Annotated in this window: 23 protein-coding genes; 16 read left to right on the forward strand and 7 right to left on the reverse strand. The window is 71.7% G+C overall.

Annotated elements, in window-relative coordinates:
• Positions 1-13 precede the first annotated feature (13 nt).
• The 6 genes from ACFYRY_RS34155 to mug all read left to right on the forward strand — a co-directional run bounded on the left by ACFYRY_RS34155 (position 14) and on the right by mug (position 5,648).
• A complete protein-coding gene (locus ACFYRY_RS34155) occupies positions 14-1,348 on the forward strand; it encodes a hemolysin family protein (RefSeq protein ID WP_389154595.1) in 1,335 nt (444 codons plus the stop codon).
• The gene (locus ACFYRY_RS34160) at positions 1,345-2,367 is read left to right on the forward strand and encodes a hemolysin family protein (RefSeq protein WP_389154597.1); all 1,023 of its coding nucleotides are present in this window, start codon (positions 1,345-1,347) and stop codon (positions 2,365-2,367) included. The genes ACFYRY_RS34155 and ACFYRY_RS34160 overlap by 4 nt, the downstream gene beginning before the upstream one ends.
• Before the next feature lie 88 nt (positions 2,368-2,455).
• A complete protein-coding gene (locus ACFYRY_RS34165) occupies positions 2,456-3,253 on the forward strand; it encodes an SGNH/GDSL hydrolase family protein (RefSeq protein ID WP_389154600.1) in 798 nt (265 codons plus the stop codon).
• A gap of 3 nt (positions 3,254-3,256) precedes the next feature.
• Positions 3,257-3,601, forward strand: coding sequence for a DUF4326 domain-containing protein (locus tag ACFYRY_RS34170; RefSeq protein ID WP_389154603.1), 345 nt, complete (start codon positions 3,257-3,259; stop codon positions 3,599-3,601).
• A 59-nt stretch (positions 3,602-3,660) separates the two neighbouring features.
• Positions 3,661-5,103 (forward strand): adenylosuccinate lyase, encoded by a 1,443-nt coding sequence (gene purB, locus ACFYRY_RS34175; RefSeq protein ID WP_389154606.1) that lies wholly within the window; start codon positions 3,661-3,663, stop codon positions 5,101-5,103.
• A complete protein-coding gene (gene mug, locus ACFYRY_RS34180; RefSeq protein ID WP_389154894.1) occupies positions 5,100-5,648 on the forward strand; it encodes a G/U mismatch-specific DNA glycosylase in 549 nt (182 codons plus the stop codon). The genes purB and mug overlap by 4 nt, the downstream gene beginning before the upstream one ends.
• A 15-nt stretch (positions 5,649-5,663) precedes the next feature.
• Here mug and ACFYRY_RS34185 read toward each other — a convergent pair whose 3' ends face one another.
• Genes ACFYRY_RS34185 through ACFYRY_RS34195 form a run of 3 tightly spaced genes read right to left on the reverse strand, consistent with a single transcriptional unit; the run spans position 5,664 to position 7,813 of the window.
• Complete coding sequence (locus tag ACFYRY_RS34185) at positions 5,664-6,110, reverse strand: hypothetical protein (protein WP_389154608.1); 447 nt, start codon at positions 6,108-6,110, stop codon at positions 5,664-5,666.
• Positions 6,111-6,167: 57 nt separating this feature from the next.
• Positions 6,168-6,890, reverse strand: a complete 723-nt coding sequence (locus ACFYRY_RS34190) for an ABC transporter permease (RefSeq protein WP_389154610.1) — start codon at positions 6,888-6,890, stop codon at positions 6,168-6,170.
• A gap of 2 nt (positions 6,891-6,892) precedes the next feature.
• Positions 6,893-7,813, reverse strand: coding sequence for an ATP-binding cassette domain-containing protein (locus tag ACFYRY_RS34195; protein WP_389154613.1), 921 nt, complete (start codon positions 7,811-7,813; stop codon positions 6,893-6,895).
• Between the two features lie 109 nt (positions 7,814-7,922).
• Here ACFYRY_RS34195 and ACFYRY_RS34200 point away from each other — a divergent pair, with 109 nt between their 5' ends.
• From ACFYRY_RS34200 to ACFYRY_RS34210, 3 genes are all read left to right on the forward strand, one after another.
• A complete protein-coding gene (locus ACFYRY_RS34200; protein WP_389154616.1) occupies positions 7,923-9,077 on the forward strand; it encodes a sensor histidine kinase in 1,155 nt (384 codons plus the stop codon).
• Between the two features lie 14 nt (positions 9,078-9,091).
• A complete protein-coding gene (locus ACFYRY_RS34205; protein ID WP_389154619.1) occupies positions 9,092-9,754 on the forward strand; it encodes a response regulator in 663 nt (220 codons plus the stop codon).
• A 121-nt stretch (positions 9,755-9,875) separates the two neighbouring features.
• Positions 9,876-11,033, forward strand: a complete 1,158-nt coding sequence (locus ACFYRY_RS34210; protein ID WP_389154622.1) for an ROK family protein — start codon at positions 9,876-9,878, stop codon at positions 11,031-11,033.
• Positions 11,034-11,085: 52 nt separating this feature from the next.
• Here ACFYRY_RS34210 and ACFYRY_RS34215 read toward each other — a convergent pair whose 3' ends face one another.
• On the reverse strand, positions 11,086-11,847 hold the full coding sequence (locus ACFYRY_RS34215) for a GntR family transcriptional regulator (protein ID WP_389154625.1): 762 nt from the start codon (positions 11,845-11,847) through the stop codon (positions 11,086-11,088).
• Positions 11,848-12,055: 208 nt separating this feature from the next.
• Entirely contained in the window at positions 12,056-12,940 is an 885-nt protein-coding gene (locus tag ACFYRY_RS34220) for an RNA polymerase sigma-70 factor (protein WP_389154626.1), read from the reverse strand.
• Between the two features lie 221 nt (positions 12,941-13,161).
• Here ACFYRY_RS34220 and ACFYRY_RS34225 point away from each other — a divergent pair, with 221 nt between their 5' ends.
• Positions 13,162-13,995 (forward strand): alpha/beta fold hydrolase, encoded by an 834-nt coding sequence (locus ACFYRY_RS34225; RefSeq protein ID WP_389154628.1) that lies wholly within the window; start codon positions 13,162-13,164, stop codon positions 13,993-13,995.
• A 174-nt stretch (positions 13,996-14,169) separates the two neighbouring features.
• Here ACFYRY_RS34225 and ACFYRY_RS34230 read toward each other — a convergent pair whose 3' ends face one another.
• Positions 14,170-14,676, reverse strand: coding sequence for an SRPBCC family protein (locus ACFYRY_RS34230; protein WP_389154630.1), 507 nt, complete (start codon positions 14,674-14,676; stop codon positions 14,170-14,172).
• Positions 14,677-15,021: 345 nt separating this feature from the next.
• Here ACFYRY_RS34230 and ACFYRY_RS34235 point away from each other — a divergent pair, with 345 nt between their 5' ends.
• From ACFYRY_RS34235 to ACFYRY_RS34260, 6 genes are all read left to right on the forward strand, one after another.
• On the forward strand, positions 15,022-15,630 hold the full coding sequence (locus tag ACFYRY_RS34235) for a hypothetical protein (protein WP_389154633.1): 609 nt from the start codon (positions 15,022-15,024) through the stop codon (positions 15,628-15,630).
• 47 nt (positions 15,631-15,677) lie between these two features.
• Positions 15,678-17,474: an NAD(P)/FAD-dependent oxidoreductase gene (locus tag ACFYRY_RS34240; protein ID WP_389154635.1), complete on the forward strand. Its 1,797-nt coding sequence runs from the start codon at positions 15,678-15,680 to the stop codon at positions 17,472-17,474.
• A 176-nt stretch (positions 17,475-17,650) separates the two neighbouring features.
• Entirely contained in the window at positions 17,651-18,175 is a 525-nt protein-coding gene (locus tag ACFYRY_RS34245) for an RNA polymerase sigma factor (RefSeq protein WP_389154637.1), read from the forward strand.
• A 46-nt stretch (positions 18,176-18,221) separates the two neighbouring features.
• Positions 18,222-18,968, forward strand: coding sequence for a hypothetical protein (locus ACFYRY_RS34250; RefSeq protein ID WP_389154640.1), 747 nt, complete (start codon positions 18,222-18,224; stop codon positions 18,966-18,968).
• A 126-nt stretch (positions 18,969-19,094) separates the two neighbouring features.
• Positions 19,095-20,648, forward strand: a complete 1,554-nt coding sequence (locus ACFYRY_RS34255) for an ABC1 kinase family protein (RefSeq protein WP_389154643.1) — start codon at positions 19,095-19,097, stop codon at positions 20,646-20,648.
• Between the two features lie 62 nt (positions 20,649-20,710).
• Positions 20,711-21,601 carry an SAM-dependent methyltransferase gene (locus ACFYRY_RS34260; protein ID WP_389154646.1) on the forward strand — a complete coding sequence of 297 codons (891 nt, stop codon included), beginning with the start codon at positions 20,711-20,713 and terminating at the stop codon, positions 21,599-21,601.
• Between the two features lie 96 nt (positions 21,602-21,697).
• Here the strand turns inward: ACFYRY_RS34260 and ACFYRY_RS34265 are convergent, their stop codons facing one another.
• Positions 21,698-22,948 (reverse strand): wax ester/triacylglycerol synthase domain-containing protein, encoded by a 1,251-nt coding sequence (locus ACFYRY_RS34265; protein WP_389154650.1) that lies wholly within the window; start codon positions 22,946-22,948, stop codon positions 21,698-21,700.
• Positions 22,949-22,954 lie beyond the last annotated feature (6 nt).

Below are 22,954 nucleotides of genomic sequence, written 5' to 3' on the forward strand. Positions count from 1 at the left end.
CGGAGGTGAACCGATGACCGAAGTGCTCCTCCTCCTGGTGGCGATCTTGCTGTCGCTGGCCTGTGGTGCCTTCGTCGCCGCCGAGTTCTCACTGACCACCGTCGAACGCAGCGAGCTGGAACGCGCGGTGGAGCGCGGCGAGCGGGGTGCCGCCGGCGCCTTGAAGGCCGTACGGAATCTGACCTTCCAGCTCTCCGGCGCACAGCTCGGCATCACGGTCACCAACCTGGTGGTCGGCATGCTCTCCGAACCGTCGATCGCCGCGCTGATCGCGGGCCCCCTGGAGTCGCTGGGCGCCTCCCGGTCCACGGCGGAATCGCTCGCCCTGGTACTGGGTACGGCCCTGTCGACGGTGTTCCTGATGGTCGTCGGCGAGCTGGTGCCAAAGAACTGGGCGATCTCCTCGCCGCTGGCCGTGGCCAGGCGGGTGGGCAACGGGCAGCGCTGGTTCAGCGCCGCCTTCCGTCCCTTCATCACTCACCTCAACAACACCGCCAACCGGGCGGTGCGTGTCTTCGGTCTGGAGCCCGCCGAGGAGCTGGCCTCGGCGCGCGGTCCGCAGGAGCTTGCCGCGCTGGCCCGGCACTCGGCCCGGGAGGGCGCCCTGGAGGCGGACACCGCCGAGCTGTTCGTGCGGACCCTGAACCTGGCCGACCTGACCGCGGAGAACGTGATGACACCGCGCGTCCAGGTCATCGCCCTCGACGTCCAGGCGACCTGCGAGGACGTCGCGAACGTGACCCGGGCGACGGGCCTGTCCCGGTTCCCGGTCTACCGGGGCAGCCTGGACTCGGTCGTGGGCATCGCCCACATCAAGGACGTCCTGACGGTACCCGCCCACCGCCGCCCCCTGGTCGGGGTCTCCGAGATCACGCGCGAGCCGCTCCTGGTACCGGAGTCCCTCACCGTCGACCGGCTGCTGGACCGGCTGTCCGGCAAGCGGACCATGGCAGTCGTGATCGACGAGTACGGCGGCACGGCGGGCGTGGCCACGCTGGAGGACATCGTCGAGGAGGTCGTCGGCGAGGTGCGGGACGAGCACGACCCGCACGAGACGCCCGATCTGGCCCCCGCCGGCCACGACGAGGAGGGGCGCACCCTCTACTCCGCCGACGGCTCCGCCCGTCTCGACCAGCTCGCGCGGGTCGGCCTGCGGGCACCCGAGGGGCCGTACGAGACACTGGCCGGCCTGGTCGCGACGGAGCTCGGCCGGATTCCCGCCGTCGGTGACCGGGTAGAGGTCGCGGGCTGGCGGCTGGACGTGGTCGACGCGTCGGGGCGCAGGGCCGCACGGCTGCTGCTGCACGCGCCGCCGGCCGAGGAGGGGACGGAGGTGGGGGGCAGGTGACCGCCGTCCAGTTGCTGATCGGTCTGGCGACCCTCGTCGTCAACGCGTTCTTCGTCGGCGCCGAGTTCGCGCTGATCTCCGTGCGCCGCAGCCAGATCGAGCAGTCCGTCGAAACGGGGACGGAGGGCGACCGGCGCGCGAAGAGCGTGCTGTGGGGTCTGGAGCACGTGTCGGCGCTGATGGCGGCCGCGCAGCTCGGCATCACGCTGTGCACCCTGGTGCTCGGTGTGGTCGCGGAGCCCGCGATCGCGCATCTGCTGGAGCCGGTGTTCCATGCCCTGGGTGTGCCCGAGGGCGCCGGACACGCGGTCTCCTTCGTCATCGCGCTGACGGCGGCGACGTATCTGCACATGCTGCTCGGCGAGATGGTGCCGAAGAACATCGCCCTCGCCGAGCCGGTGCGCAGCGCGCTGTTGCTGGGGCCGCCGCTGGTCGCCCTGGCCCGTGCGCTGCGCCCGGTGATCTTCGCGATCAACGCCTTCGCGAACGCCCTGCTGAAGCTGCTCAGGGTCGAGACCAGGAACGAGGTCGCGGCCACCTTCTCGGACGCCGAGCTGGTCCGGATCGTGCGGGACTCCGGCGAGGCGGGCCTGATCGACGACCGGGCGCAGGAGCGGCTGCGGGACGCGCTGGAGCTGGGACGCCGGCCGGTGCGGGACGTGGTGCTTCCGCTGGACCGCGTGGCCTACGTGTACCTGGGGGTCACGCCCGAGCGGCTGGAGACGCTGTCGGCGCAGACCGGCTACTCCCGCTTCCCCGTGGTGGACGAGTCGCGCCGCATCATCGGCTATCTCCACGTCAAGGACGCGCTGGACAAGGCGCGGCGCGACCTGCCGTTCGAGCAGCGGGACATGCGGCCCATCGCCCGGGTGCGGGAGAGCACACCGCTGGACGACGTCCTCACCGCGATGCGGGGCAGCCGTACCCACCTGGCGGCCGTGCTGGGCACGGACGGGAGGCTGACCGGGCTGGTGACCATGGAGGACGTGCTGCGGGAGCTGTTCGGTCAACGGACCTGAGCGGCAGCACGGCCGCACGGCCCGCCGGGAACGGGCGCCCGGGCCGACCGACCGGCGGGTATGGAACCGGGTTACCATCTCTGTCGCCATGCAGATGAACCCCGAACACAAGAACCCCGAACACACCAGCCTGGTCGCGGTCGGCGACTCCTTCACCGAGGGCATGTCGGACCTGCTGCCGGACGGCACCTACCGCGGCTGGGCCGACCTGCTCGCCGGACGGATGGCGGCCCACTCCCCCGGCTTCCGCTACGCGAACCTCGCGGTGCGGGGCAAGCTGATCGGGCAGATCGTCGCTGAGCAGGTCGATGTGGCGGCGGCCATGCGGCCCGACGTGATCACCCTGGTGGGCGGGCTCAACGACACCCTGCGGCCCGCGTGCGACATGGGGCGGGTGCGTGACCTGCTGACTCAGGCCGTGGAGCGGCTCGCCCCGGCCTGCGAGCAGCTGGTGCTGATGCGCAGTCCGGGCCGCCAGGGTCCGGTCCTCGAACGTTTCCGCCCGCGCATGGAGGAGCTGTTCGTCTGCGTCGAGGAGCTCGCCGAGAAGCACGGCGCGCTGGTCGTCGACCTGTACGGGGCCCCGTCGCTCTCCGACCCGCGGCTGTGGGACGTGGACCGGCTGCATCTGACGGCCGAGGGCCATCGCAGGGTCGCGGAGGCGGTGTGGCAGGGGCTCGGGTACGAGCCCGAGGACACCGAGTGGCGCACGCCGCTGCCCCTCACGCCCCCGCCGGGGTGGGCCATGCGCCGGGTCGCGGACGTCCGCTTCGCCCGGCAGCACCTGCTGCCGTGGATCGGCCGTCGGCTGACCGGCCGCTCGTCGGGTGACGGCCTGATGCCGAAACGGCCCGACCTGCTCCCGTACGAGCGTCCCCTGGACTGATCCGTGGCAGCGACGCGGGTGATCAGCCTCCGGGGCCGTATCCACGAGTACGGGCCCCGGCTGGAACGCGCCCCCGCCGACCTCGTCTACGTCGGACGCCGCTGGACGATGGGCGGCTGGGACCTGCCCCGGCATCCGCTGTACAACCCGTTCGCCTACGACACCCCGACGAGGAAACGGGACGGGACGCGGGCCGAGGTGATGGCCCGGTACCGGGCCCATCTGCTGGAGCGGCCGGAGCTGCTGGCCCTGGTGCCGGCCCTGCGTGGCAGGACGCTGGCCTGCTGGTGCGTGCCGGAGCCGTGCCACGCCCAGGTGCTGGCCGACCTCGCCGAGACGCTCTCGTAGGTTCCCACGAAGACACCCGCGGGGCTGGCCTGCAGGAATCGCCAGTAGAATCCGTACACGTGACTTCCGCTCCCGCCAAGCCCCGCATCCCGAACGTCCTCGCCGGACGCTACGCCTCCGCCGAGCTCGCCACGCTCTGGTCGCCCGAGCAGAAGGTGAGGCTGGAGCGTCAGCTCTGGCTCGCCGTGCTGAAGGCCCAGAAGGACCTCGGGATCGAGGTGCCGGACGCGGCGATCGCCGACTACGAGCGCGTCCTCGACCAGGTCGACCTGGGCTCCATCGCCGAACGGGAGAAGGTCACCCGGCACGATGTGAAGGCACGGATCGAGGAGTTCAACGACCTCGCCGGGCACGAGCACGTGCACAAGGGGATGACGTCCCGCGACCTCACCGAGAACGTCGAGCAGCTGCAGATCCGGCTGTCGCTGGAGCTGACGCGCGACCGTACGGTGGCCGTGCTCGCCCGGCTGGGCAAGCTGGCCGGTGAGTACGGCGAGCTGGTCATGGCCGGCCGCTCGCACAACGTGGCCGCGCAGGCCACCACCCTCGGCAAGCGTTTTGCGACGGCGGCCGACGAGCTGCTCGTCGCCTTCGGCAGGGTGGAGGAGCTGCTGGGCCGCTACCCGCTGCGCGGTATCAAGGGCCCGGTCGGCACGGCTCAGGACATGCTGGATCTGCTGGGCGGTGACGCGGACAAGCTCGCGGAGCTGGAGCAGCGGATCGCCGGGCACCTGGGCTTCTCGCAGGCCTTCACGTCCGTCGGCCAGGTCTATCCGCGCTCGCTGGACTACGAGGTCGTGACCGCGCTGGTGCAGCTGGCGGCGGCGCCGTCGTCGCTGGCGAAGACGATCCGGCTGATGGCCGGGCACGAGCTGGTGACCGAGGGCTTCAAGCCGGGCCAGGTCGGTTCCTCCGCGATGCCGCACAAGATGAACACCCGCTCCTGCGAACGCGTCAACGGCCTGATGGTCATCCTGCGTGGTTACGCGTCCATGACCGGCGAGCTGGCGGGTGACCAGTGGAACGAGGGGGACGTGTCCTGCTCGGTGGTGCGCCGAGTGGCGCTGCCGGACGCGTTCTTCGCCCTGGACGGCCTGCTGGAGACGTTCCTGACGGTGCTCGACGAGTTCGGCGCCTTCCCGGCGGTGGTGGCGCGGGAGCTGGACCGCTACCTGCCGTTCCTCGCCACCACCAAGGTGCTGATGGGCGCGGTGCGCGCGGGTGTGGGCCGTGAGGTCGCACACGAGGCGATCAAGGAGAACGCCGTCGCCTCCGCGCTCGCGATGCGCGAGCAGGGCGCCGAGCGCAACGAGCTCCTCGACAAGCTGGCCGCCGACGAGCGCATTCCGCTGGGCCGCGCCGAGCTGGACGCGCTGATGGCCGACAAGCTGTCCTTCACGGGCGCCGCCGCCGACCAGGTGGGCGTCGTCGTCGGCCGCATCGAGGAGATCGCGAAGCAGCATCCTCAGGCCGCCGGTTACACCCCTGGAGCGATCCTCTGACCCGCTTCACGCCCGAGGAGCTGGAGGCCGCCCGCGACCGTCTTGTGCCGGACGTCGTCGCGGACGGTCTGCGGGTGCTGTTCTGCGGTATCAACCCCGGCCTGATGACGGCCGCGACGGGCCACCACTTCGCCCGTCCCGGGAACCGGTTCTGGCCGGTGCTGCGGCTGTCCGGGTTCACCCCGAGGCTCCTGAAGCCGTCGGAGCAGGAGGAGTTGCTGTCGTACGGGCTCGGTATCACCAATGTGGTGGCGCGGGCGACCGCGCGGGCCGACGAGCTGAGTGCGCAGGAGTACCGGGAGGGCGGGCGCCTGCTGGCGCTGAAGGTGGCGCGGCTGCGGCCCCGCCGGCTGGCCGTGGTCGGGGTCACCGCCTACCGGGCCGCCTTCGACGACCGCAAGGCCCGGGTGGGGCCTCAGGAGCGGACGATCGGCGACACGCGGGTGTGGGTGCTGACCAACCCCAGCGGGTTGAACGCGCACTGGACCGCGCAGACGATGGCGGAGGAGTTCGCACGGCTGCGGGTGGCTGCCGAAGCGGACTGAGGCCTGGCCGGCCGGTCACGGCGGGTCGGTCTCGGTGACCAGGACGAGGAGGTGGATCCCGTCGCCCAGGTCCGCGTCCGCCACGCCGACGGCGACCCAGCGGCAGGTGCCGTCCGGTTGCCACAGGTTCAGCTCGTCCACCAGGGTGCTGGCCGTCGCCCAGGGCTCCGGTATCGGCTCGCCCCGGTCGATGCGCACCACGAGCGTGCCCATCCACCACGGTGGCTGCTGCGCACCCCAACGGTCGTCCAGCAGAAGGGATATGTGCTCCTTGAGGGCGTGGAAGTCCTCCACGGTCCGCTCCCGACGCGCCCCGTCGCCCGTCCACGTCCCGTGGGTCGCCTCCAACGACACGATGCGGTAACCGGGTCCCTCCATGAGCACGTCCGACTCGCTGTGCTGCACGGTGAGGTCCCCGGTGCACAGCGAGTCGATCCTGTCGAGGTATTTCGCGCTGTCCATGTGATCCAGTAAAGCGGGCGGCACTGACAATCGAGGGTCCGCCAGGCGCTTCCCGGCTCAGGTGTCCCGACGCCGTACGCTCCACGCCCCCACCAGCAGCGCGGCCGCCGCCCACAGCGCGGTCACCGCGAGACCCGTCCAGGGGCCGAGGGAGCCGTCCCAGCTCTGGTGGAAGACCACTTGGCCCGCGCGGTCGGGCAGGTAGTCGGCGACGCCTCCCGACACGTCCCCGACCACGAAGGAGACGATCAGCAGGAACGGGATGAGGATGCTCAGCGTGGTGACCCCACTGCGCCACACGGCGGTGAGACCGGCGGCGAGCAGGGCCATGAGGGTGAAGTAGACCCCGCAGCCGACCACACCTCGCACACCGTCGGCCCAGCTCATCCCGCGTGCGTCGGCCCCGAGAACCGCCCTGCCCACGGCCAGGCTCGCGGCGCCCGTGAGCAGACCGACGGCCAGCGTCGGGACGGCGATCGCGACCGCTTTGGCCGCGAACCACCGGCCCCGCCGGGGCACCGCCGTGAACGCGACCCGCAGGGCGCCGCCCTGGAAGTCGGACGAGACGGCCGTCGTACCGAACGCGATCGCCGCCATCTGTCCGAAGTTGAACCCGAAGAACGTGGAGAACAGCGGGTCGAAGTCCTCGTCGGCGGTGTCCAGCGAGCCGAGCGCGGAGAAGGCGGTCGTCACGAGCAGCAAGGCGCACAGTGTCGCGACGAGTGACCGCAGGGTGCGGATCTTGATCCACTCCGAGTGGAGCACGGAAGAGAACGCCATGGTCAGACCTCCTGGTGCGCTGCGGTGAACTCCGTCGACGTCGCCGTCAGATCGAGATAGGCCTGTTCCAACGTGGCCTCCTCCGAGGCGAGTTCGAGGATCGGGACGCCGGCGGCCGAGACGAGGCGGCCGATGTCGTCCACGCGCGCCTCCGGCACGGTCCAGTGCCCGTCCTCCTGCCGCACGGCCTCGTGACCGTGGGCGGTGAGGACACTGGTGAGCGCCGCACCGTCGGTCGTACGGATCCGCACCCGGGGCCGCACCCGTGCGTGGATGAACTCCCGCATCGGCGTGTCGGCCAACAGCCGTCCCTTGCCCAGGACGACGAGATGGTCGGCGAAGGAGGCGGTCTCGTTCATCAGGTGGCTGGAGACCAGCACCGTGCGTCCCTCTGCCGCCAGCCGGCGCAGCAACTCGCGGATCCAGATGATGCCCTCGGGGTCGAGACCGTTGGACGGCTCGTCGAGCATGACCACCCCGGGGTCACCGAGCAGGGCGGCGGCGATGCCGAGGCGCTGCCGCATTCCCAGCGAGTACGTGCGAACCCGGCGGTGCGCCACCGACGCCAGGCCGGTCTCCGCCAGCACCTCGTCGACCCTGGTGAGAGCGATGCGGTTGCTCGCCGCCAGGGCACGGAGGTGGTCGCGGCCCGTGCGGGAGCCGTGCGCGGCCTCGGCGTCGAGCAACGCGCCCACATGGCGCAGGGGTTCGTCGAGTGTGGCGTAGGGGCGGCCGCCGATCGTGGCGGTTCCCGAGGTGGGCCGGTCGAGGCCGAGGACGAGCCGCATGGTGGTCGACTTGCCGGCGCCGTTGGGGCCGAGGAAACCGGTGACCCGGCCGGGCAGGACACGGAAGGTGAGGGCGTCCACGGCGCGCCGGGTGCCGTACTCCTTGGTGAGGGCTTGGACGTCGATGCTGGTCATGTCGGCAAGCCTGGCCGTCCGCGCCGGGTCTGTGCCTCCCCCGTGGGTGGAGATCCGCTCCCCCGTGCGGGGGAGGCCGATTGTCAGTGCCGGCTGCCACGATGACTCCATGGCCCGCTTCCTGCGCCCGCTCTTCCGCGGGACGACGTACACGCGCTTTCTGCACCTGTGGGTGCCGATGCTGGTCGTCAGCGTGTGGTTGTGGGTCGAGATGTCCATGCCGTGGGTGCCCGCGCTGATACTGATCCCGGTCGGCCTGATCCCGGCGGTGCGCCGGGGCGAGGGAGTGCAGGCGCGGTTACTGCTGACCCCGGGCGAGCAGGGCCCGGAGATCTCCGTGGAACCGTCGTCGACCTGGCGGGACCGGCTGCGGACCGTGCTGTGGCTGGAAGCGCGCATGGTGCTGGGCGGCGTGGCGGCGGTGGCGACCGTCTGGCTGCCGGCGCTGTCGTACACGCTGGGGGAACTGGCGTACGGGAGAGTGCGCGAGGGCGTTCCGGTCCTCGACGAGGCACCTCCGCACTGGGCGTTCGCGTTGCTGGTGCCGATCCCGCTGGTGGCGTTCTACGGACTCGTGGTCGGCCTCGGTGAGTTGATCACCATGCTCGCGCACCGGCTCCTCGGGCCCTCTCCGGCGGAACGGCTCGCCGCTCTCGAAGAACGCACCGAACAACTCATGGAACGCACCCGCATCGCCCGGGAGCTGCACGACTCCATCGGGCACGCCCTGACGGTGGCGGTCGTGCAGGCGGGTGCGGCGCGGGCGGCCGGTGATCCGGCGTTCACCGACCGGGCGTTGGAGGCCATCGAGGAGACCGGCCGGACCGCGCTGGAGGATCTGGAGCGGGTGCTCGGCGTCCTGCGGGAGTCACAGCGCCCGGTGAGCAGCCGGCCGACGCTGACCGACGCCGACCGGCTGCTGGAGTCCGCCCGGGTCTCCGGCGCGAAGGTCGACGCCGAGTTGACCGGTCCGTTGGACACGGTGCCCGGTCCGGTCTCCCGCGAGGGCTACCGGATCCTGCAGGAGTCCCTGACGAACGTGCTGCGGCACGCGGGGGCGGTACCCGTCCGGGTGCGGGTCACGGTCGGCGACGGCAGGCTCGACCTGCTGGTGCGCAACCCGCTCAGCGCCGGGATACCGGGCCCCGGGCGGGGCAGCGGGCTGCGTGGGATACGCGAGCGCGCGGCCCTGCTCGGGGGACGCGCGCGGACCGGACCGGACGAGGGCGACTGGCAGGTACATGTAGAACTGCCGTTGCGCTGATCTACGCTGGCCGCATGCCGGTCACCGTTCTCCTCGTCGACGACGAGCCCCTGGTCCGCGCCGGTCTGCGGGCCGTGTTGGAGGCGCAGCCCGACATCGAGGTCGTCGGGGAGGCGGCGGACGGGGCGGCGGTGATTCCGCTGGTGCGGCGGCTGCGGCCGGACGTGGTCGCCATGGACGTACGGATGCCGCTGCTGGACGGGATCGAGGCCACCCGCGCGGTGCTGCGGACGGTCGACGACCCGCCGAAGATCGTCGTCGTGACGACGTTCGAGAACGACGAGTACGTGTACGAGGCGCTGCGGGCCGGCGCGGACGGATTCCTGTTGAAGCGGGCCCGGCCGGCCGAGATCGTGCACGCGGTACGGCTGGTCGCCGCGGGCGAGTCGCTGCTGTTCCCGGCGTCGGTGCGGCGTCTGGCCGCCGAGTACGGGGAGGACGGCGGAAACCGCGCGGCGCGGGACGTGCTGAAGCGGGCCCGGCTGACCGAGCGAGAGGCGGAGGTGCTGCGGCTGATGACGCGGGGACTGTCGAACGCGGAGATCGCCGCCCGCCTGGTCGTCGGAACGGAGACGGTGAAGTCGCATGTGAGCGCCGTTCTGGCGAAGCTGGGGGCACGGGACCGTACGCAGGCCGTGATCACGGCGTACGAGTCGGGGTTCGTCGCGCCCGGGTGACCGGCATCCCGCTGGGGCGCATCCGGGGTCGCCGTGGCGTCTCCTGCCTCCCGCGACTCGCCGGGGTCCACCGCGCCGAGTACGATCCGGCCAACACGGGCACAAGCTGGGAGGACGGACGTTGGGTCGGCTGACCGGCGGGGATCCCTCGCTGCTGCGGAGGATCAACTCCGCGGTGGTGCTGCACGCGCTGCGCGCCACTGACTCCGCGACCCTGACCGAGATCACCCGGGTGACGGGTCTGTCCCGGCCGACGGTCGAGGGTGTCGTCGAGGGGCTCATCGAGGCCGGGTACGTCGTCGAGAAGGCGGCCGACGAGAGCGTGGTCCGACGGCAGGGGCGCCCGGCGCGGCGCTTCCGGTTCCGGGCCGAGGCCGGTCACCTGCTGGGACTGGAGATCGGCGCGCACCGCGTCGCCGTGCTCCTGTCCGACCTGGACGGCAAGGTGATCGGCGCGCAGGCCAAGGAGGTCGACGAGACGGCGTCCGCGGACGAGCGCCTGGAACGGCTGCGGACCGCGGTGGCCGATCTGCTGCGCCGGGCCGGGGTCGCGCGCGGCTCCCTGCGCGCCGTCGGGGTCGGCACGCCGGGGATCATCGAGGCGGACGGCACGGTACGGCTGGGCACCGCGCTGCCCGAGTGGACGGGGCTGCACCTGGGCGAACGGCTCAGCCGCTCCTTCAAGTGCCCGGTCCTGGTGGAGAACGACGCCAACGCCGCCGCGGTCGCCGAGCACTGGAAGGGCGCCGCGACCGAGTCGGACGACGTGGTGTTCGTCCTGGCCGGGCTGAGCCCGGGCGCCGGTTCGCTGATCGGCGGACGGCTGCACCGGGGCTACGGCGGGGCCGCCGGCGAGATCGGCGCGCTGCACCTGCTGGGCCGGGAGGCGACCCCGGAGACGCTGCTGTCCACCACGGACGAGCCCCTGCACCCGCTCGACGAGCAGGCGGTCGCCGCTGTCTTCGCCCAGGCCCGTGAGGGCGACCGGCGGGCCCGTGCGGCGGTGGACCGTTTCATCCAGCGGCTGGTGCACGATGTGGCGGCGCTGGTGCTGGCCCTCGACCCGGAACTGGTCGTGGTCGGCGGCTGGGCGGCCGGCCTGGACGGCGTACTGGAGCCGCTGCGCCGGGAGTTGGACCGGTACTGTCTGCGGCCCCCGAAGGTCTCCCTGTCCCTTCTGGGCGAGGCCGCCGTGGCGACGGGTGCGTTGCGGCTGGCCCTCGACCATGTGGAGGAGCAACTCTTCGCGGTGGAGGGCACGGTGACGGCCCGCCGGTGACACAGGAGCGCCCCGGGGTGTTCCCGGGGCGCTGACGCTGTGGCGGGGTGGGTCAGGACGCCTGGCGTTGTGGGCGCTGGTCGATCTCCACCCCGCCCGAGTCCCCGAAGGTCAGCCGGCAGGTGTCCGCGCGGTAGGTGGCCACGGAGACGGCGGCGGTGCGGCCGCCGGCGAAGTAGCGGGTGGTGACGACGAGGACGGGCGCCCCGGGGAGCCGGTCCAGCTCCTTGGCGTCGTCGGCGCGCGCGGACCCGAGTTCGACGGCGCTCTCCTGGCCCTCCAGCTCCAGCCGCTGAAGCTCACGCAGCACGCCACGCGCGCGTGCCGCCCCGGACGGCGCGTCGATCGCGGAGAGTTCCGGCACCGCCGACTCCGCGACGTACAGCAGTTCGGCGGCGACGGGCTGACCGTGCGTCGTACGGGAGCGGCGCACCGTGTGCACGGGCCGGCCGTCGCCGGTCTCCAGTGCGGCGGCGACGGCCGCGGGCGGTACCTCCAGGGTGGAGTCGACGGGCTGCCAGACATCCCCGGCCGTGCCCTGCCACTCCTGCTGCTCCATGCCGACGGCGACCCCCACACGGGGCGGGGCGACGGTCGTACCGACACCGCGGCGGCGCTGCAGCCTGCCTTCCAGTTCGAGTTGCTCCAACGCCTGGCGGAGCGTGGCGCGGGCGACACCGTAGCGGGCGGCGAGGTCGCGCTCGTTGGGCAGGATCTCACCCACGGAGAACTCCGAGTCCAGTGCTTCACTGAGCACCGTCTTGAGATGCCAGTACTTCGGTTCCGGCACCGTTTCGAGCTGCGTGGTCCCCACCCTGTCCTCCGCAATCGCCGTGGTCCGCGGCGTTTTAGCGCCCTTGTTTATTAAAGGTTGTTGCACTTCTCTGCGACCATAGGTCGGGCCCCACCCTTGGTCAAGACCAATCCTCGACCCCCGGGGCGAAATCCGGACGGATCGCGGCGAAGCGTTCACGCGGCGTCCGCGGCCCGGCGCGTGCGTGACACGACGTCAAGGCCGGACCTCAGACGGTGGCCAGCGCTCGCAGCTTGTCGGGGTTGCGGATGACGTAGACGGACTGGATGCGTCCGTCCAGGACGTCCAGCTGGAAGACGGAGTCGGGCTTGTCGCCGGACAGGACGAGGACCGCGGGCCCGCCGTTGAGCTCCAGGACGCGGACGGACACGTCCGGGATCCCCTTCCGGGCCACACCGACGAGGAAGCGGCCCACGTTGTCGGCCGTCTCGAGGACCCGCAGCGGCGCCTTGGACTTGCCGCCGCTGTCGCCGACCAGCCGGACATCGGGGGCGAGCAGGGACATCAGCCCCTCCAGGTCGCCCTCCGCGGTGGCGGCCAGGAACCGTTCGGTCAGGTCGCGCCGTTCGGCCGGGTCGACCTCGTAGCGGGGCCGTCGCTCCTCGACGTGCCGACGAGCCCGTCCGGCGAGTTGACGTACGGCGGGCTCGCCCCGGTCGAGCATGGCCCCGATCTCGGCGTACGGGTAGCCGAACGCCTCCCTGAGGACGAACACCGCGCGTTCCAGGGGTGACAGCGACTCCATGACGACGAGAACGGCGAGGGAGACGGTGTCGGCGAGGACCGCCTGTTCCGCGACGTCGGGCACGGTGTCCGCGAAGTCGGTGAGGTACGGCTCGGGCAGCCACGGGCCGACATAGGTCTCGCCCCGCGCCTTGACCTGGCGCAGCCGGTCGATGGCCAGGCGGGTGGCGACGCGCACCAGGTAACGGCGCGGTTCGCGCACCTCTCTCCGGTCGGCGGCCGACCAGCGCAGCCAGGCCTCCTGCACGACGTCCTCGGCGTCGGCCACCCGCCCGAGCATGCGGTAGGCGACGCCCTGGAGGACGGGGCGGTGTTCTTCGAAGACGTCGGTCGCGGTGTCGGCGCTCACCTCTCCATCCCAGCCGAGTCGCACGGCCGTGTCCAGGCGATTGCCGGGCGCGTCGTCTCGGGAGCATCAGCTGCACCGGTCGGCATCAGGTACGTCGAGGGCGCCTGGGGTGTCAGGGCCGTCAGGGGAATTCGGGGAATCTGGGGCTACCGGCCGGTAATGATTGCTGACAAGCTGTCTACCCCATGGCCGTCAGTGACTCCCCGCCGAGGAGCATCCGCATGTCCGCGTCCACCCTTTCCTTCGAAGTGCCCTCCCCTCAGGGACCCCGGGCCGTCACCGTCTCGTACACGCGCGCGGGCAGCGGAGACCCCCTGCTCCTGCTGCACGGGATCGGGCACCACCGGCAGGCGTGGGACCCGGTGGTGGACATCCTCGCGGCCGAGCGCGACGTCATCACCGTCGACCTGCCCGGGTTCGGCGCCTCCCCCGGCCTGCCGGACGGCCTGGCGTACGACCTGCGAACGACGACGTCGGTGTTCGGTGCCCTCTGCGAGGCGCTGGAACTCGACCGGCCGCACGTGGCGGGCAACTCCCTCGGTGGCCTGCTCGCCCTGGAACTCGGCCGGGAGAAGCTCGTACGGTCGGTCACGGCCCTGTCCCCGGCCGGTTTCTGGACGCAGGCCGAGCGGCGCTACGCCTTCGGTGTGCTCCTCACGATGCGGCGAATAGCCGAGCGGATACCCCTCCCCCTGGTCGAACGGCTCTCCCGCACGGCCGTCGGTCGCGCCGCCCTGACCAGCACCATCTACGCCCGCCCGGGCCTGCGTTCACCCGAGGCCGTGGTGGCGGAGACGCTGGCGCTGGCAGGGGCCACCGGGTTCGCCGACACACTCCGGTCCGGCGCCACCGTCCAGTTCACCGACGACGTCCCCGGCATACCGGTCACCCTGGCCTGGGGTTCACGGGACTGGCTGCTGGTGCCGCGGCAGGGAGTACGGGCCAAGCGGATCATCCCCCGGGCTCGGCTGGTGCGACTGCCAGGTTGCGGCCACTGCCCGATGAACGACGATCCCGCACTGGTCGCGCGCGTCATCCTCGACGGCAGCCGCTGAGGGCCGTCAGCACCTCCGACAGGACCGTCGGGCCGTACGACACGGCCGCGTGCGCGGTGCGGTCGCCGGGCACGACCGACCGCTGGGCGGCGTCGGGCTTCGGGCATGTGCCGGGGAGCAGCCGGCAGGATCTCCCGCGTCCCGTCCGAGCACGAACGGCAGGCGACGGCACGGTCATGCGGCCCATCGCGGTGCCAGGCGGGCCGCCGCCGCCCGCAGCAGGCGTACGCGACGGCTCCACCGGACCGGGTGGGCGACCCGGCCGGTCAGGGCGAGCTCGGCGCAGTCGAGGCTGTGCCGGAAGGCCGCGTTGTGCAGTGGGCGGAAGAACAGGAGCCAGCCCAGCCAGCGCACCCCTCGCGGACGCAGCACCAGGGTGTGGCGCAGGACGGCACGCGCGGGCCCGAGGGGCTCGACGGTGAACTCGTGAAAGCCGTGGAACCCTCTCGGGCCGGTGAAGCGGAAACGCACCCACTGGCCCGGTACGTAGTGGCTGACCACGTACCGCACCGGACCGTGGCCGCCGGACAGGCCGACGGCCAGCGGTCGTTCGAAGCGGATGGGAGGCCAGTCGGACGGCCAGAGGCGATCCCGCTCCCCGCCCAGGGAGTCGATCAACGCGCCGACGGCCCCGGCCGCGGCGGGGAGCGTGCGTTGGTGGACGTTCAGCACAGCGATCACGGTGTGCTGACTGCCCGGGCCGCCCCCTCGGAGAACTCCCTCGAAAGGGGCACCGCAGAGTGCGCCCGGAGCACTGCCGCGTGCCGCGCGCCGGGCTTCGCGCCCGTGCTGACCGATAAACGCCGCTACGACTCGGCGGCCGGGCATGGCCTCAACTGCTGTTCCACAGACGCCCCTTGGTCTTACCGCTCCCCGTTCGACGGGCACCAGGGGGCGAGGATCAGCCAAGTCGAGGCGACCCGCCGACACGCGGAGGGGGGAAGTGCGGCCCGAGCGTAAAGAGAGGTGAGATGGCGCCACGGGCCCGGCGGATCGGTCAGGCGCATACACGAGGGGGCAGCACATATGGACGCAGCACGCGGCGTTCCACCCGGGTCGTCATCGGGGCCGTGGCAACCGCTGCTCACCCAACCGCCGTTGGCCGGGCTGCGCGGCGACCCGCTCGTGGACGCGGCCCTGTCGGAGCTGCCCCGCCTGGTTCCCCCCTCCGTCGCGGCCCACTCCTTGCGGGCGTTCCTGCTGGCCGACGCCCGCGCCCGGGCCCGGGGCATCGACTACGACCGGACCGGACTGCTGGCCGCCGCGGTGTTCCACGACACCGGGCTGACCGGGAGCGCTCCGGCGCCGCGCGGCGGATTCCCGTCCCGTTCCGCCGAGTTGCTGGACCGCTTCCTGGCCGGTCACGGGGTGGACGTGACGCGGCGAGCGGCGCTGACCCGCGCCGTCCGCGAGCACATGCGGCCGTTCCCCGCCCGCGACGCCGGACCTGAGGAGCGGCTGCTGCACTTCGGCGCCTGGCTGGACGTCACCGGCCGCGGAAGCCGCCAAGTTCCGGGAGAACGGCGGCGGTTGGCCGCGATGGCCGGCACGCCTTGGTTCGCCCTCTCGTTCTCCGCCCGGCTGGCCGGACACGGGGTGCGCCGGGTACTGCCGGCGTCCTCGGCCACCCGCTGAACCCCGGCCCGGCCACTCGCTCTTCCCGTCCTGAAAGGAGCGCAGACATGCAAGAGGACCAGCGTGTTTACGATGTCGCCATTGTCGGAGGCGGCATCGGCGGGACCATGTTGGCGGCGATCCTCGCGCGCCACGGCGTGCGGGTGCTGCTTCTGGAAGGAAGCGGTCATCCCCGGTTCGCCATCGGGGAGTCCACCGTCCCCGAGACCACCTTCGGACTGCGGGTACTGGCCCGCCGCTACGACGTCCCGGAGATCGAGCATCTCGCCACCAACGGGGCGCTGCGCCGTCATGTGTCCTCGAACTGTGGGGTCAAGCGCAACTTCAGCTTCGTCTACCACCGCGAGGGAGAGCCCACCCGCGCCGAGGAGTGCACCCAGTACCCGACCTGGGGGCCACCGCTCGGCCCCGACTCGCACTACCTCCGGCAGGACGTGGACGCCTACATGTTCCATGTGGCGGTCTCGTACGGCGCGACCGCCCACACCCACACCGTCGTTGAGGACGTGAAGTTCGACGAGGACGGGGCCACCCTGGTCACCCGGGAGAGGGGCACGTTCCACGCGTCGTACGTGGTCGACGCGGGTGGCATGCGGGCGCTGCTCCCGGAACGGCTGGGGCTCAGGGAGGATCCGCCCTACCGCACCCGGTCGCGCACGATCTTCACGCACATGGTCGACGTGCGGCCCTTCGACACCGTGGCGCCGCCGCGGGAACAGCACCGGATGCCCAGCCCGTTCAGCCAGGGCACCCTCCACCACCTGTTCCAGGGCGGCTGGTTCTGGGTCATCCCCTTCGACAACCACACGGCGAGCACCAGCGAACTGTGCAGCGTGGGTGTCAATCTCGACCTGGACCGTCATCCGCGTCCCGAAGGGGTGTCCGCTCAGGACGAGTTCTGGAGTCATGTGCGGCGCTTCCCCAGCGTGGCCCGGCAGTTCGAGGGCGCGAGGTCGGTGAGGCCGTATGTGTCGACCGACCGCACCCAGTTCGCCTCACGGACGGTGGTCGGCGACCGGTGGTGTCTGCTGCCGCACGCCAGCGACTTCATCGACCCCCTGTTCTCCAGTGGACTCGCGGTGACCGTGATGGCACTGAACGCGCTGAGCCACCGGCTCATCGAAGCGGTGCGCCAGGACGACTTCGACACGGCCCGGTTCTCCTATCTGGAGTACTGGATCAAGCGGATGTTCCGGTTCTACGACGACCTGGTGTCCTGCAGTTATCTGTCCTTCGACGACTTCGACCTGTGGAACGCCTGGAACCGTGTGTGGACCATCACCACGCTCTACGGGACCAACGCCCAGAACCAGGCGGCCGTGACCTTCGAGAAGACAGGGGACCCAGCCTGTTTCGACGTGTTGGAGACGCCGCCCTATCGCGGTCTCCAAGGGGTCGACAATCCCTGGGTCGAGCGCCTTTTCAACCAGGCACGCGACGCCGTACTGGCTTATGGGGCCGGTAATCTGACGAAGGATCAGGCAATTGCCCGCATTTACGAGCTGCTGCGTGAGAGCGAACTGTGTCCGGCGGTCTGGGGCACGCTCGACCCCGAAGACCGCTGCCCCTCGGGCGTGTTCACCCTCTGGCCGCTGATGAAGATCCTCCTGTGGGGCAGGTACCGATCGCCGCGGCACGTCCGTGGGGCCTACTTCACGGGCGGTGCGCGACTCGTGGGTGGCGAGGCGTTCCAGGTCTACGGCGCCGAGTTGCGGCGCGGCGCCTCGCTGGTGCACCAGACGGCACGGGACATGTGGGTCAACTGGAACCGGGACTGGACGCGCCGGCCGGGTCCGCGCGCGCAGACGCCGGGTCACGGGATCCAGCGGTCGATCCAGCGGTAGATCCGGTCGCAGATCCAGCCGCAGATCCACAGACAGAAAAATCATTCCTGCGCCCCCCGGAAAAGCAAGTCCCGGTTTGCCGTCAGATTGCCTCGGGTAGGAAAACAACGTGGCCGAGAATTAAATCCGGCTCGATTCCCCCTGCTTGATCGAGAGACAACGGGCTGCAATAAAAAATGGCGCACAATTCCATCTGCCCATCGCCCGCCTCCTGCTCCTGGGAAGAGATTTCCCAGCACCAGGACCGTCTTATGCGGCTGGTTCGCCGAAGACTCCCGAGCTATCAGGACGCGGAGGACTGCGTCCAGGAGACGATGACCCGCGCGGCCGCGCACGCCGCGCTGGACCGGAGTCGACTGGGTCCCTTCCTGACCTCCGTGGCGCTTCGGCTCTGCATCGACTTCTATCGCGAACTGGAGCGCCGCAGCCGCCTGTTACAGCGTGCGGCCCTGCTGAACCATCCCGGGACCACCGAGGAGGACGTCTGTGACGAGGACTTCGGCAGATGGCTCCTGGACCAGGTCCGGCACCTGCGCGGCCGTGAACAGGAAGTGATACTGGCCCGCGCCGCGGGAATGTCCACCGCAGAATTCGCCCGCACGCACAACATCTCCGTAAAAGCGGCCGAAGCCGCTTTCACCCGGGGCCGAGCACGCCTGAAAACGGTGTGCGCGAAGGCCATGGAAGACCATATGGGATAACGCCTGAACAGGGCGCCACGCATCACGCACCCCGAAAGGAAAACGCATGTCCAACAACAAGAACATGCAGGACATCCTCAAGGATCTGATGGGAAATATGGCCGACAGCAGCAAGGAGGCCTTCGACGACATTCTCAACCGGCCGGGCAAGTCGTCGTCCGGCAACGCCGTCGAGGCGCTGGCCGGTCTGCCCGCGAACGCCCTGGGCACCCTCGCCGGTGTCGTGAACCCGGCCGCGGCGCTGGCGGGCGCGGCGAATCCGCTGGCCGCGCTCGTGGGGGGTGGGGGCAATCCGCTGGCCGCACTCGCGAGCGGCGGGGGCAATCAGCAGGGCGGCTTCACCGGCGGGGGCAACCCGCTCGCCGCGCTCATCGGCGCAGCCCAAGCGGGCGTCCCGCTCGCGGCCCTCGCCCAGGCCGCCAACCCGCTGGCGGCCGCCGCCGGGGGTGGGGGCAATCCGCTCGCCGCGCTCGCGGGGACCGCCGGGGCCGCTGGTAATCCGCTGGCGGCGCTCACCGGAGCGGCCAACCCGCTGGCGGCCCTCGGCGGTGCCGCCAGTCCGCTCGCCGCGCTCAGCGGTGCGGCGAACGCCCTGGGCGGGGCCGGGCAGCTGGCCGGAGGCGTGGGGCAACTGGCAGGCGGGGTCGGGCATGCCGCCGAGGGCCTGGGCGATCTGCTCTCCCTGCCGGCGCAGCTCGCCCAGCTGCTGGACCTGCTCCCGAAACTCATCCAGGCACTGCAAGGACAGGCCGGCGGCGGACAGTCCGGCGGCGGCAGGGCCGCCAAGGGCTGAGCGCCGCCAAGGGCTGAGCCCTCGCACGCCGGTTCACCGCTCGACCGCGTCCTGCTGGGCCCGCCGTGCCGGGCGCCCCGACTGCCGTCCCCGGAGTGGTCCTGGGGCCTGAGGAGGTCACACACGATGGCGTCTGTCGTCGGCGATCGGTTGCGTCTCGTGGTCAAGGTCCTGGGGAGCCTCGTCGCCGACGAGGTCGGACAGGCCACCCGGCTGCGCAGACAGACGAAACGGGGCGCATGGGCTCCGGCGGAGGCGGCCGACGTCTCCGCCGGGGCCGAACAGCGGCGCGCGAAAGCGGTGCGGCACGCGTTGGAGAGTCTCGGCCCCTTCTATGTGAAGCTCGGCCAGATCCTCTCCACACGGCCCGACATGGTGCCGCAGTCCATCCGGGACGAGCTGCAGAACCTGCACGACCAGGTCGATGTGCAGCCCTTCTCCGTCTTCGAGCCTGTGCTGGCGGGCGATCTCGGGCCGGACTGGAAACTGCGCTTCGACGACGTCGACACCGTCGCCCCGCTCGGCGCGGCCTCCCTCGCCCAGGTCTACCGGGTGACCCTGCCCGGCGGACGGCCGGCCGTGGTCAAGATCCAGCGGCCCGGCATCCGCGAGGGAGTGCTGGCGGACATGGCCCTGATGCGCAGAGCCTCCCGGCTCGTGGCCCGGGTCGCGCCCCGGTTCAACGAGGTCATCGACATCGAGGCAATGCTCGGCTCGGTCTTCGACGCGATGGAGCCGGAGCTGGACTTCACCGGCGAGGCCCGTGCCATGGACGAGGCCCGGGAGAACATCCGCCCCTTCCGCACCCTGGAGGTCCCCCGGGTCCTGCACGCCGGACCCCGGGTCCTGGTCCAGTCGCTGGCCCCGGGGACGTCGGTACGGCACATCGACCGCGCCCACTTCACCGACGACGAGCGCATCGAGATCGGCAAGGACCTGCTGCGCTTCATGTACCACGGCTACTTCGTGCACCGGGTGTTCCACGCCGACCCGCACGCGGGCAACGTCTTCGCGGTGCCCGGCGGCCCGGCGACACTGATCGACTGGGGCATGGTCGGCCGGCTGGACCGCCGGACCAGTCTCCAACTGCTGCCGCTGTTCATGACGTTGGCGCAGAACGACGGGTCGGGTCTGGCGCATCACTGGGCGGAGATGGGACGGATGACGGCGTGGTCCAACATGCCCGCGTTCGCGGCGGACATGGCGGCGTTCGTGCCCAAGGTCTCTCATCTCTCCCTGGACGAGATGAACTTCGGTGTCTCACTGACCACCGTGCTGGCGAAGGCGACCAAGCGGGGCATCGGTTCACCGCCCGCGGTGTCCCTGCTGGGCAAGTCGTTCGCGAACCTCGACGGGTCGGTGCGCTGCCTCGCACCCGAGATCACACTCCCCGAGGTGTTCCAGGGCGAGGTCCCGAAGATCCTTCTGGCGCTGGGCCGGGAGTTCCTGGGCCGTCACCAAATCGCCAGGAACTCCATGGAGTTGCTGCTCGCCGCCGTCACCGGCCCCGAGCAGCTGCGCGGAGTGCTCGGTGACGTGGCCAACCGGCAGTTCGCCCTCAACATCCATGAACCGCGTACCTCCGCGGCGATGGGCGGGCAGCGCCCGACCCGACCCTCCGGCCCTCTGCTGGCCCTCGGAGCGCTGGCGTTCCTGCTCGGCCGTCGCCGCCCCCGCTGACCGCACCGATCGACCATGCCCTCGCCCTCGCCCGACTCAGCACGCACACAGGGAGTTTCACCATGTCCGACTACACAGGGCCGCCCTCGCCGTCCACGCCCGGCCTCGGCGTGCCGGACGGCACCCTGGCCGGCACACTTCCGCTTGTGGCGCTCTGGACGGCGGCCGCGCATGCCGCGGAGTCCCGTCGTGACGTGCCGTACGTCCTCGATCCCTGGGCCGGTGACTTCCTGCGCACGGCCGGATTCACCGGAGGCCCCCCGGGTGACGGCCCCCTGCAACGGCTGCTGCCCGACTGGGCGGTGGTGCGCACCCGCTTCTTCGACGAGCACCTCATCGAGGCGGCCCGCTCGGGCTGCCTCCAAGTCGTGCTGCTGGGGGCCGGGCTCGACACCCGCGCCCTCCGCCTGAACTGGCCGGCCCCCGTGCATGTCTTCGAGGTCGAGGACCCCGCGGTCCTCGCCTTCAAGGACCACGTGCTGGGCTGGACCCCGCCCACCTGCGGACGCCGTAGCGTCGTCGGCGTCGACCCGGCGTCCGGTTCCTGGGGGGAGGCACTGCTGGCCGCCGGGTTCGACCCCCGACGGCCCACCGCGTGGCTCGGCGAGACCCTGCTCTACCACCTCCCGCCGAGCGTGGTCGAAACGGTCGTCTCCACCATGACGGAGCTCTCCGCCCCCGGCAGCACCTTCGGCGCCGAGTGTGTGAACGCCGAGTCGGTCTCCTCCTCGTTCGTCGCCCCCTTCCTCGACGCCCTGTCGGCCACCGGCATCGCCTGGCGATGGCAGCTCGCCGAGCCCCGGACGTGGTGGGCCGAGCGGGGCTGGGAGGCCCGGCCCGCCGACCTGTTCACCCTGCCGTACGCCGTCCAGCGCCTCTCCCCCTACCTGCCGCTGCTCACCGAGGCCGCCGCGACGTGCGTGTTCCTGACCACCGGAACGCTGCGGAGCTGACCGTACGAGCGGCAGCCGTGCACGCGAGAAGGGAGCCCGGGGACGCGTCGCTCCGGGCTCCCTTCTCGTGCGTGTCTCGTGCGCACGAGCACCCTCTCAGGCCCGCTCCAGCTCCCGCAGTGCCGTCAGCCACAGGTCGGGCAGGGCGTCGGCGGTCGCCAGGGCCTCGTCGTGGACGATCGTCAGGCAGGCCACGTCGTGCTGACTCGTCAGGGTCGTCATGCACCGGATGCCGGCCGCGAGGCCGGTCAGCAGGGCGGCGCGGCGGGCCACGGCTCCCTGGTGGACGAGAGCCGGGCCGAAGTTCACGCTGCTCGTCGGCGCGGCGACAACCGCGCCGTTCACCATCCGCGTTCCCACCCGGGCGCCGACCGCCCGCGGGGTCGCTGCCAGCAGCAGACTGAGCACGTCACGCTGACGGCTCACGCGCATCCGGGAGGTGCGGGCCGTGACACGGGCGAGGGCCCGCAGCGGTGACGGTTCGTCACAGGGCAGCAGCAGCCGGGCGACGACCATCCGGTTGCCGGGCGCGCACTCCTCGCCCGGTGCCCGCACCGACATCGGCACCGCCACGGGCAGCGGCCCGGGAGGATGCGGGGAGCCCGTGGCCTTCAGGTGCCAGGTGCGGAAGGCGTGGGAGAGGGCCGCGAGATAGACGTCGTTCACCGTGCCCCCGTGGGCTCGGCCGATACCGCGCAGCCTCACCAGCGGGGTGTCCACGTGGCACACGGCCGTCCGTCCGCAGCCCGGCAGGTCGAAGGCCGGCTTGGCGGTCGGCGGGCCGAAGGAGGCCGCCACGTCACCGAGGGCGGCGGCCAGGCCCCGGGCGGTGGGCCGGGAACGGTGGTGCGGTGCCGGGCCGCCCTCGGGACGGTCGTCGAGGAGCGCCCGGACGGTGTGGGCGGCTCCGACACCGTCCTGGAGGGTGTGGTCGGTGCGGTAGCACAGGGTGTGACCGCCTCCCGCCCCGTGCACCAGCCACACCTCCCAGGGTGGCCGCTCGGCCGTGCTCATGGGCCGCGTCAGCATCAGCCGGCCGGCTCCCGAACCGTCGGGGCCGTCCTCGGGCAGCCGGACCTCGCGCACGTGCTGCTCCACCTCGATCCGGTCGACGCGCCGGAAGACCTTGCCGTCGGACGCGACGCGGTAGCGCAACGCCGGGATCCGGTGGGCGCGCTCGGCCACCCGTGCGCGTACGACGTCCAGGGCCGGGGCCGGTCCGTCGTACCGGAAGAGCAGACCGACGGGCAGGGGCCTGCCGTGCGTCGCCAGGTGATAGGCGGCGTCCGGGGTTCCCATGGGCAGGGTGGCCGGCAGGCTGCCGTCGGCGACGGGGTGGAGGCGCATCAGCGG

The organism is Streptomyces sp. NPDC005263, from assembly GCF_042872365.1.
Taxonomy (GTDB): Bacteria; Actinomycetota; Actinomycetes; order Streptomycetales; family Streptomycetaceae; genus Streptomyces.

What these genes read in the sequence shown, in the direction of transcription:
- ACFYRY_RS34155 (WP_389154595.1), top strand. Translation starts at nt 14, where the DNA reads ATGACCGAAGTGCTCCTCCTCCTGGTGGCGATCTTGCTGTCGCTGGCC.
- ACFYRY_RS34165 (WP_389154600.1), top strand. Translation starts at nt 2,456, where the DNA reads ATGCAGATGAACCCCGAACACAAGAACCCCGAACACACCAGCCTGGTC.
- ACFYRY_RS34185 (WP_389154608.1), bottom strand. Translation starts at nt 6,110, where the DNA reads ATGGACAGCGCGAAATACCTCGACAGGATCGACTCGCTGTGCACCGGG.
- ACFYRY_RS34190 (WP_389154610.1), bottom strand. Translation starts at nt 6,890, where the DNA reads ATGGCGTTCTCTTCCGTGCTCCACTCGGAGTGGATCAAGATCCGCACC.
- ACFYRY_RS34195 (WP_389154613.1), bottom strand. Translation starts at nt 7,813, where the DNA reads ATGACCAGCATCGACGTCCAAGCCCTCACCAAGGAGTACGGCACCCGG.
- ACFYRY_RS34200 (WP_389154616.1), top strand. Translation starts at nt 7,923, where the DNA reads ATGGCCCGCTTCCTGCGCCCGCTCTTCCGCGGGACGACGTACACGCGC.
- ACFYRY_RS34205 (WP_389154619.1), top strand. Translation starts at nt 9,092, where the DNA reads ATGCCGGTCACCGTTCTCCTCGTCGACGACGAGCCCCTGGTCCGCGCC.
- ACFYRY_RS34225 (WP_389154628.1), top strand. Translation starts at nt 13,162, where the DNA reads ATGTCCGCGTCCACCCTTTCCTTCGAAGTGCCCTCCCCTCAGGGACCC.
- ACFYRY_RS34235 (WP_389154633.1), top strand. Translation starts at nt 15,022, where the DNA reads ATGGACGCAGCACGCGGCGTTCCACCCGGGTCGTCATCGGGGCCGTGG.
- ACFYRY_RS34240 (WP_389154635.1), top strand. Translation starts at nt 15,678, where the DNA reads ATGCAAGAGGACCAGCGTGTTTACGATGTCGCCATTGTCGGAGGCGGC.
- ACFYRY_RS34245 (WP_389154637.1), top strand. Translation starts at nt 17,651, where the DNA reads ATGGCGCACAATTCCATCTGCCCATCGCCCGCCTCCTGCTCCTGGGAA.
- ACFYRY_RS34250 (WP_389154640.1), top strand. Translation starts at nt 18,222, where the DNA reads ATGTCCAACAACAAGAACATGCAGGACATCCTCAAGGATCTGATGGGA.
- ACFYRY_RS34255 (WP_389154643.1), top strand. Translation starts at nt 19,095, where the DNA reads ATGGCGTCTGTCGTCGGCGATCGGTTGCGTCTCGTGGTCAAGGTCCTG.
- ACFYRY_RS34260 (WP_389154646.1), top strand. Translation starts at nt 20,711, where the DNA reads ATGTCCGACTACACAGGGCCGCCCTCGCCGTCCACGCCCGGCCTCGGC.
- ACFYRY_RS34265 (WP_389154650.1), bottom strand. Translation starts at nt 22,948, where the DNA reads ATGCGCCTCCACCCCGTCGCCGACGGCAGCCTGCCGGCCACCCTGCCC.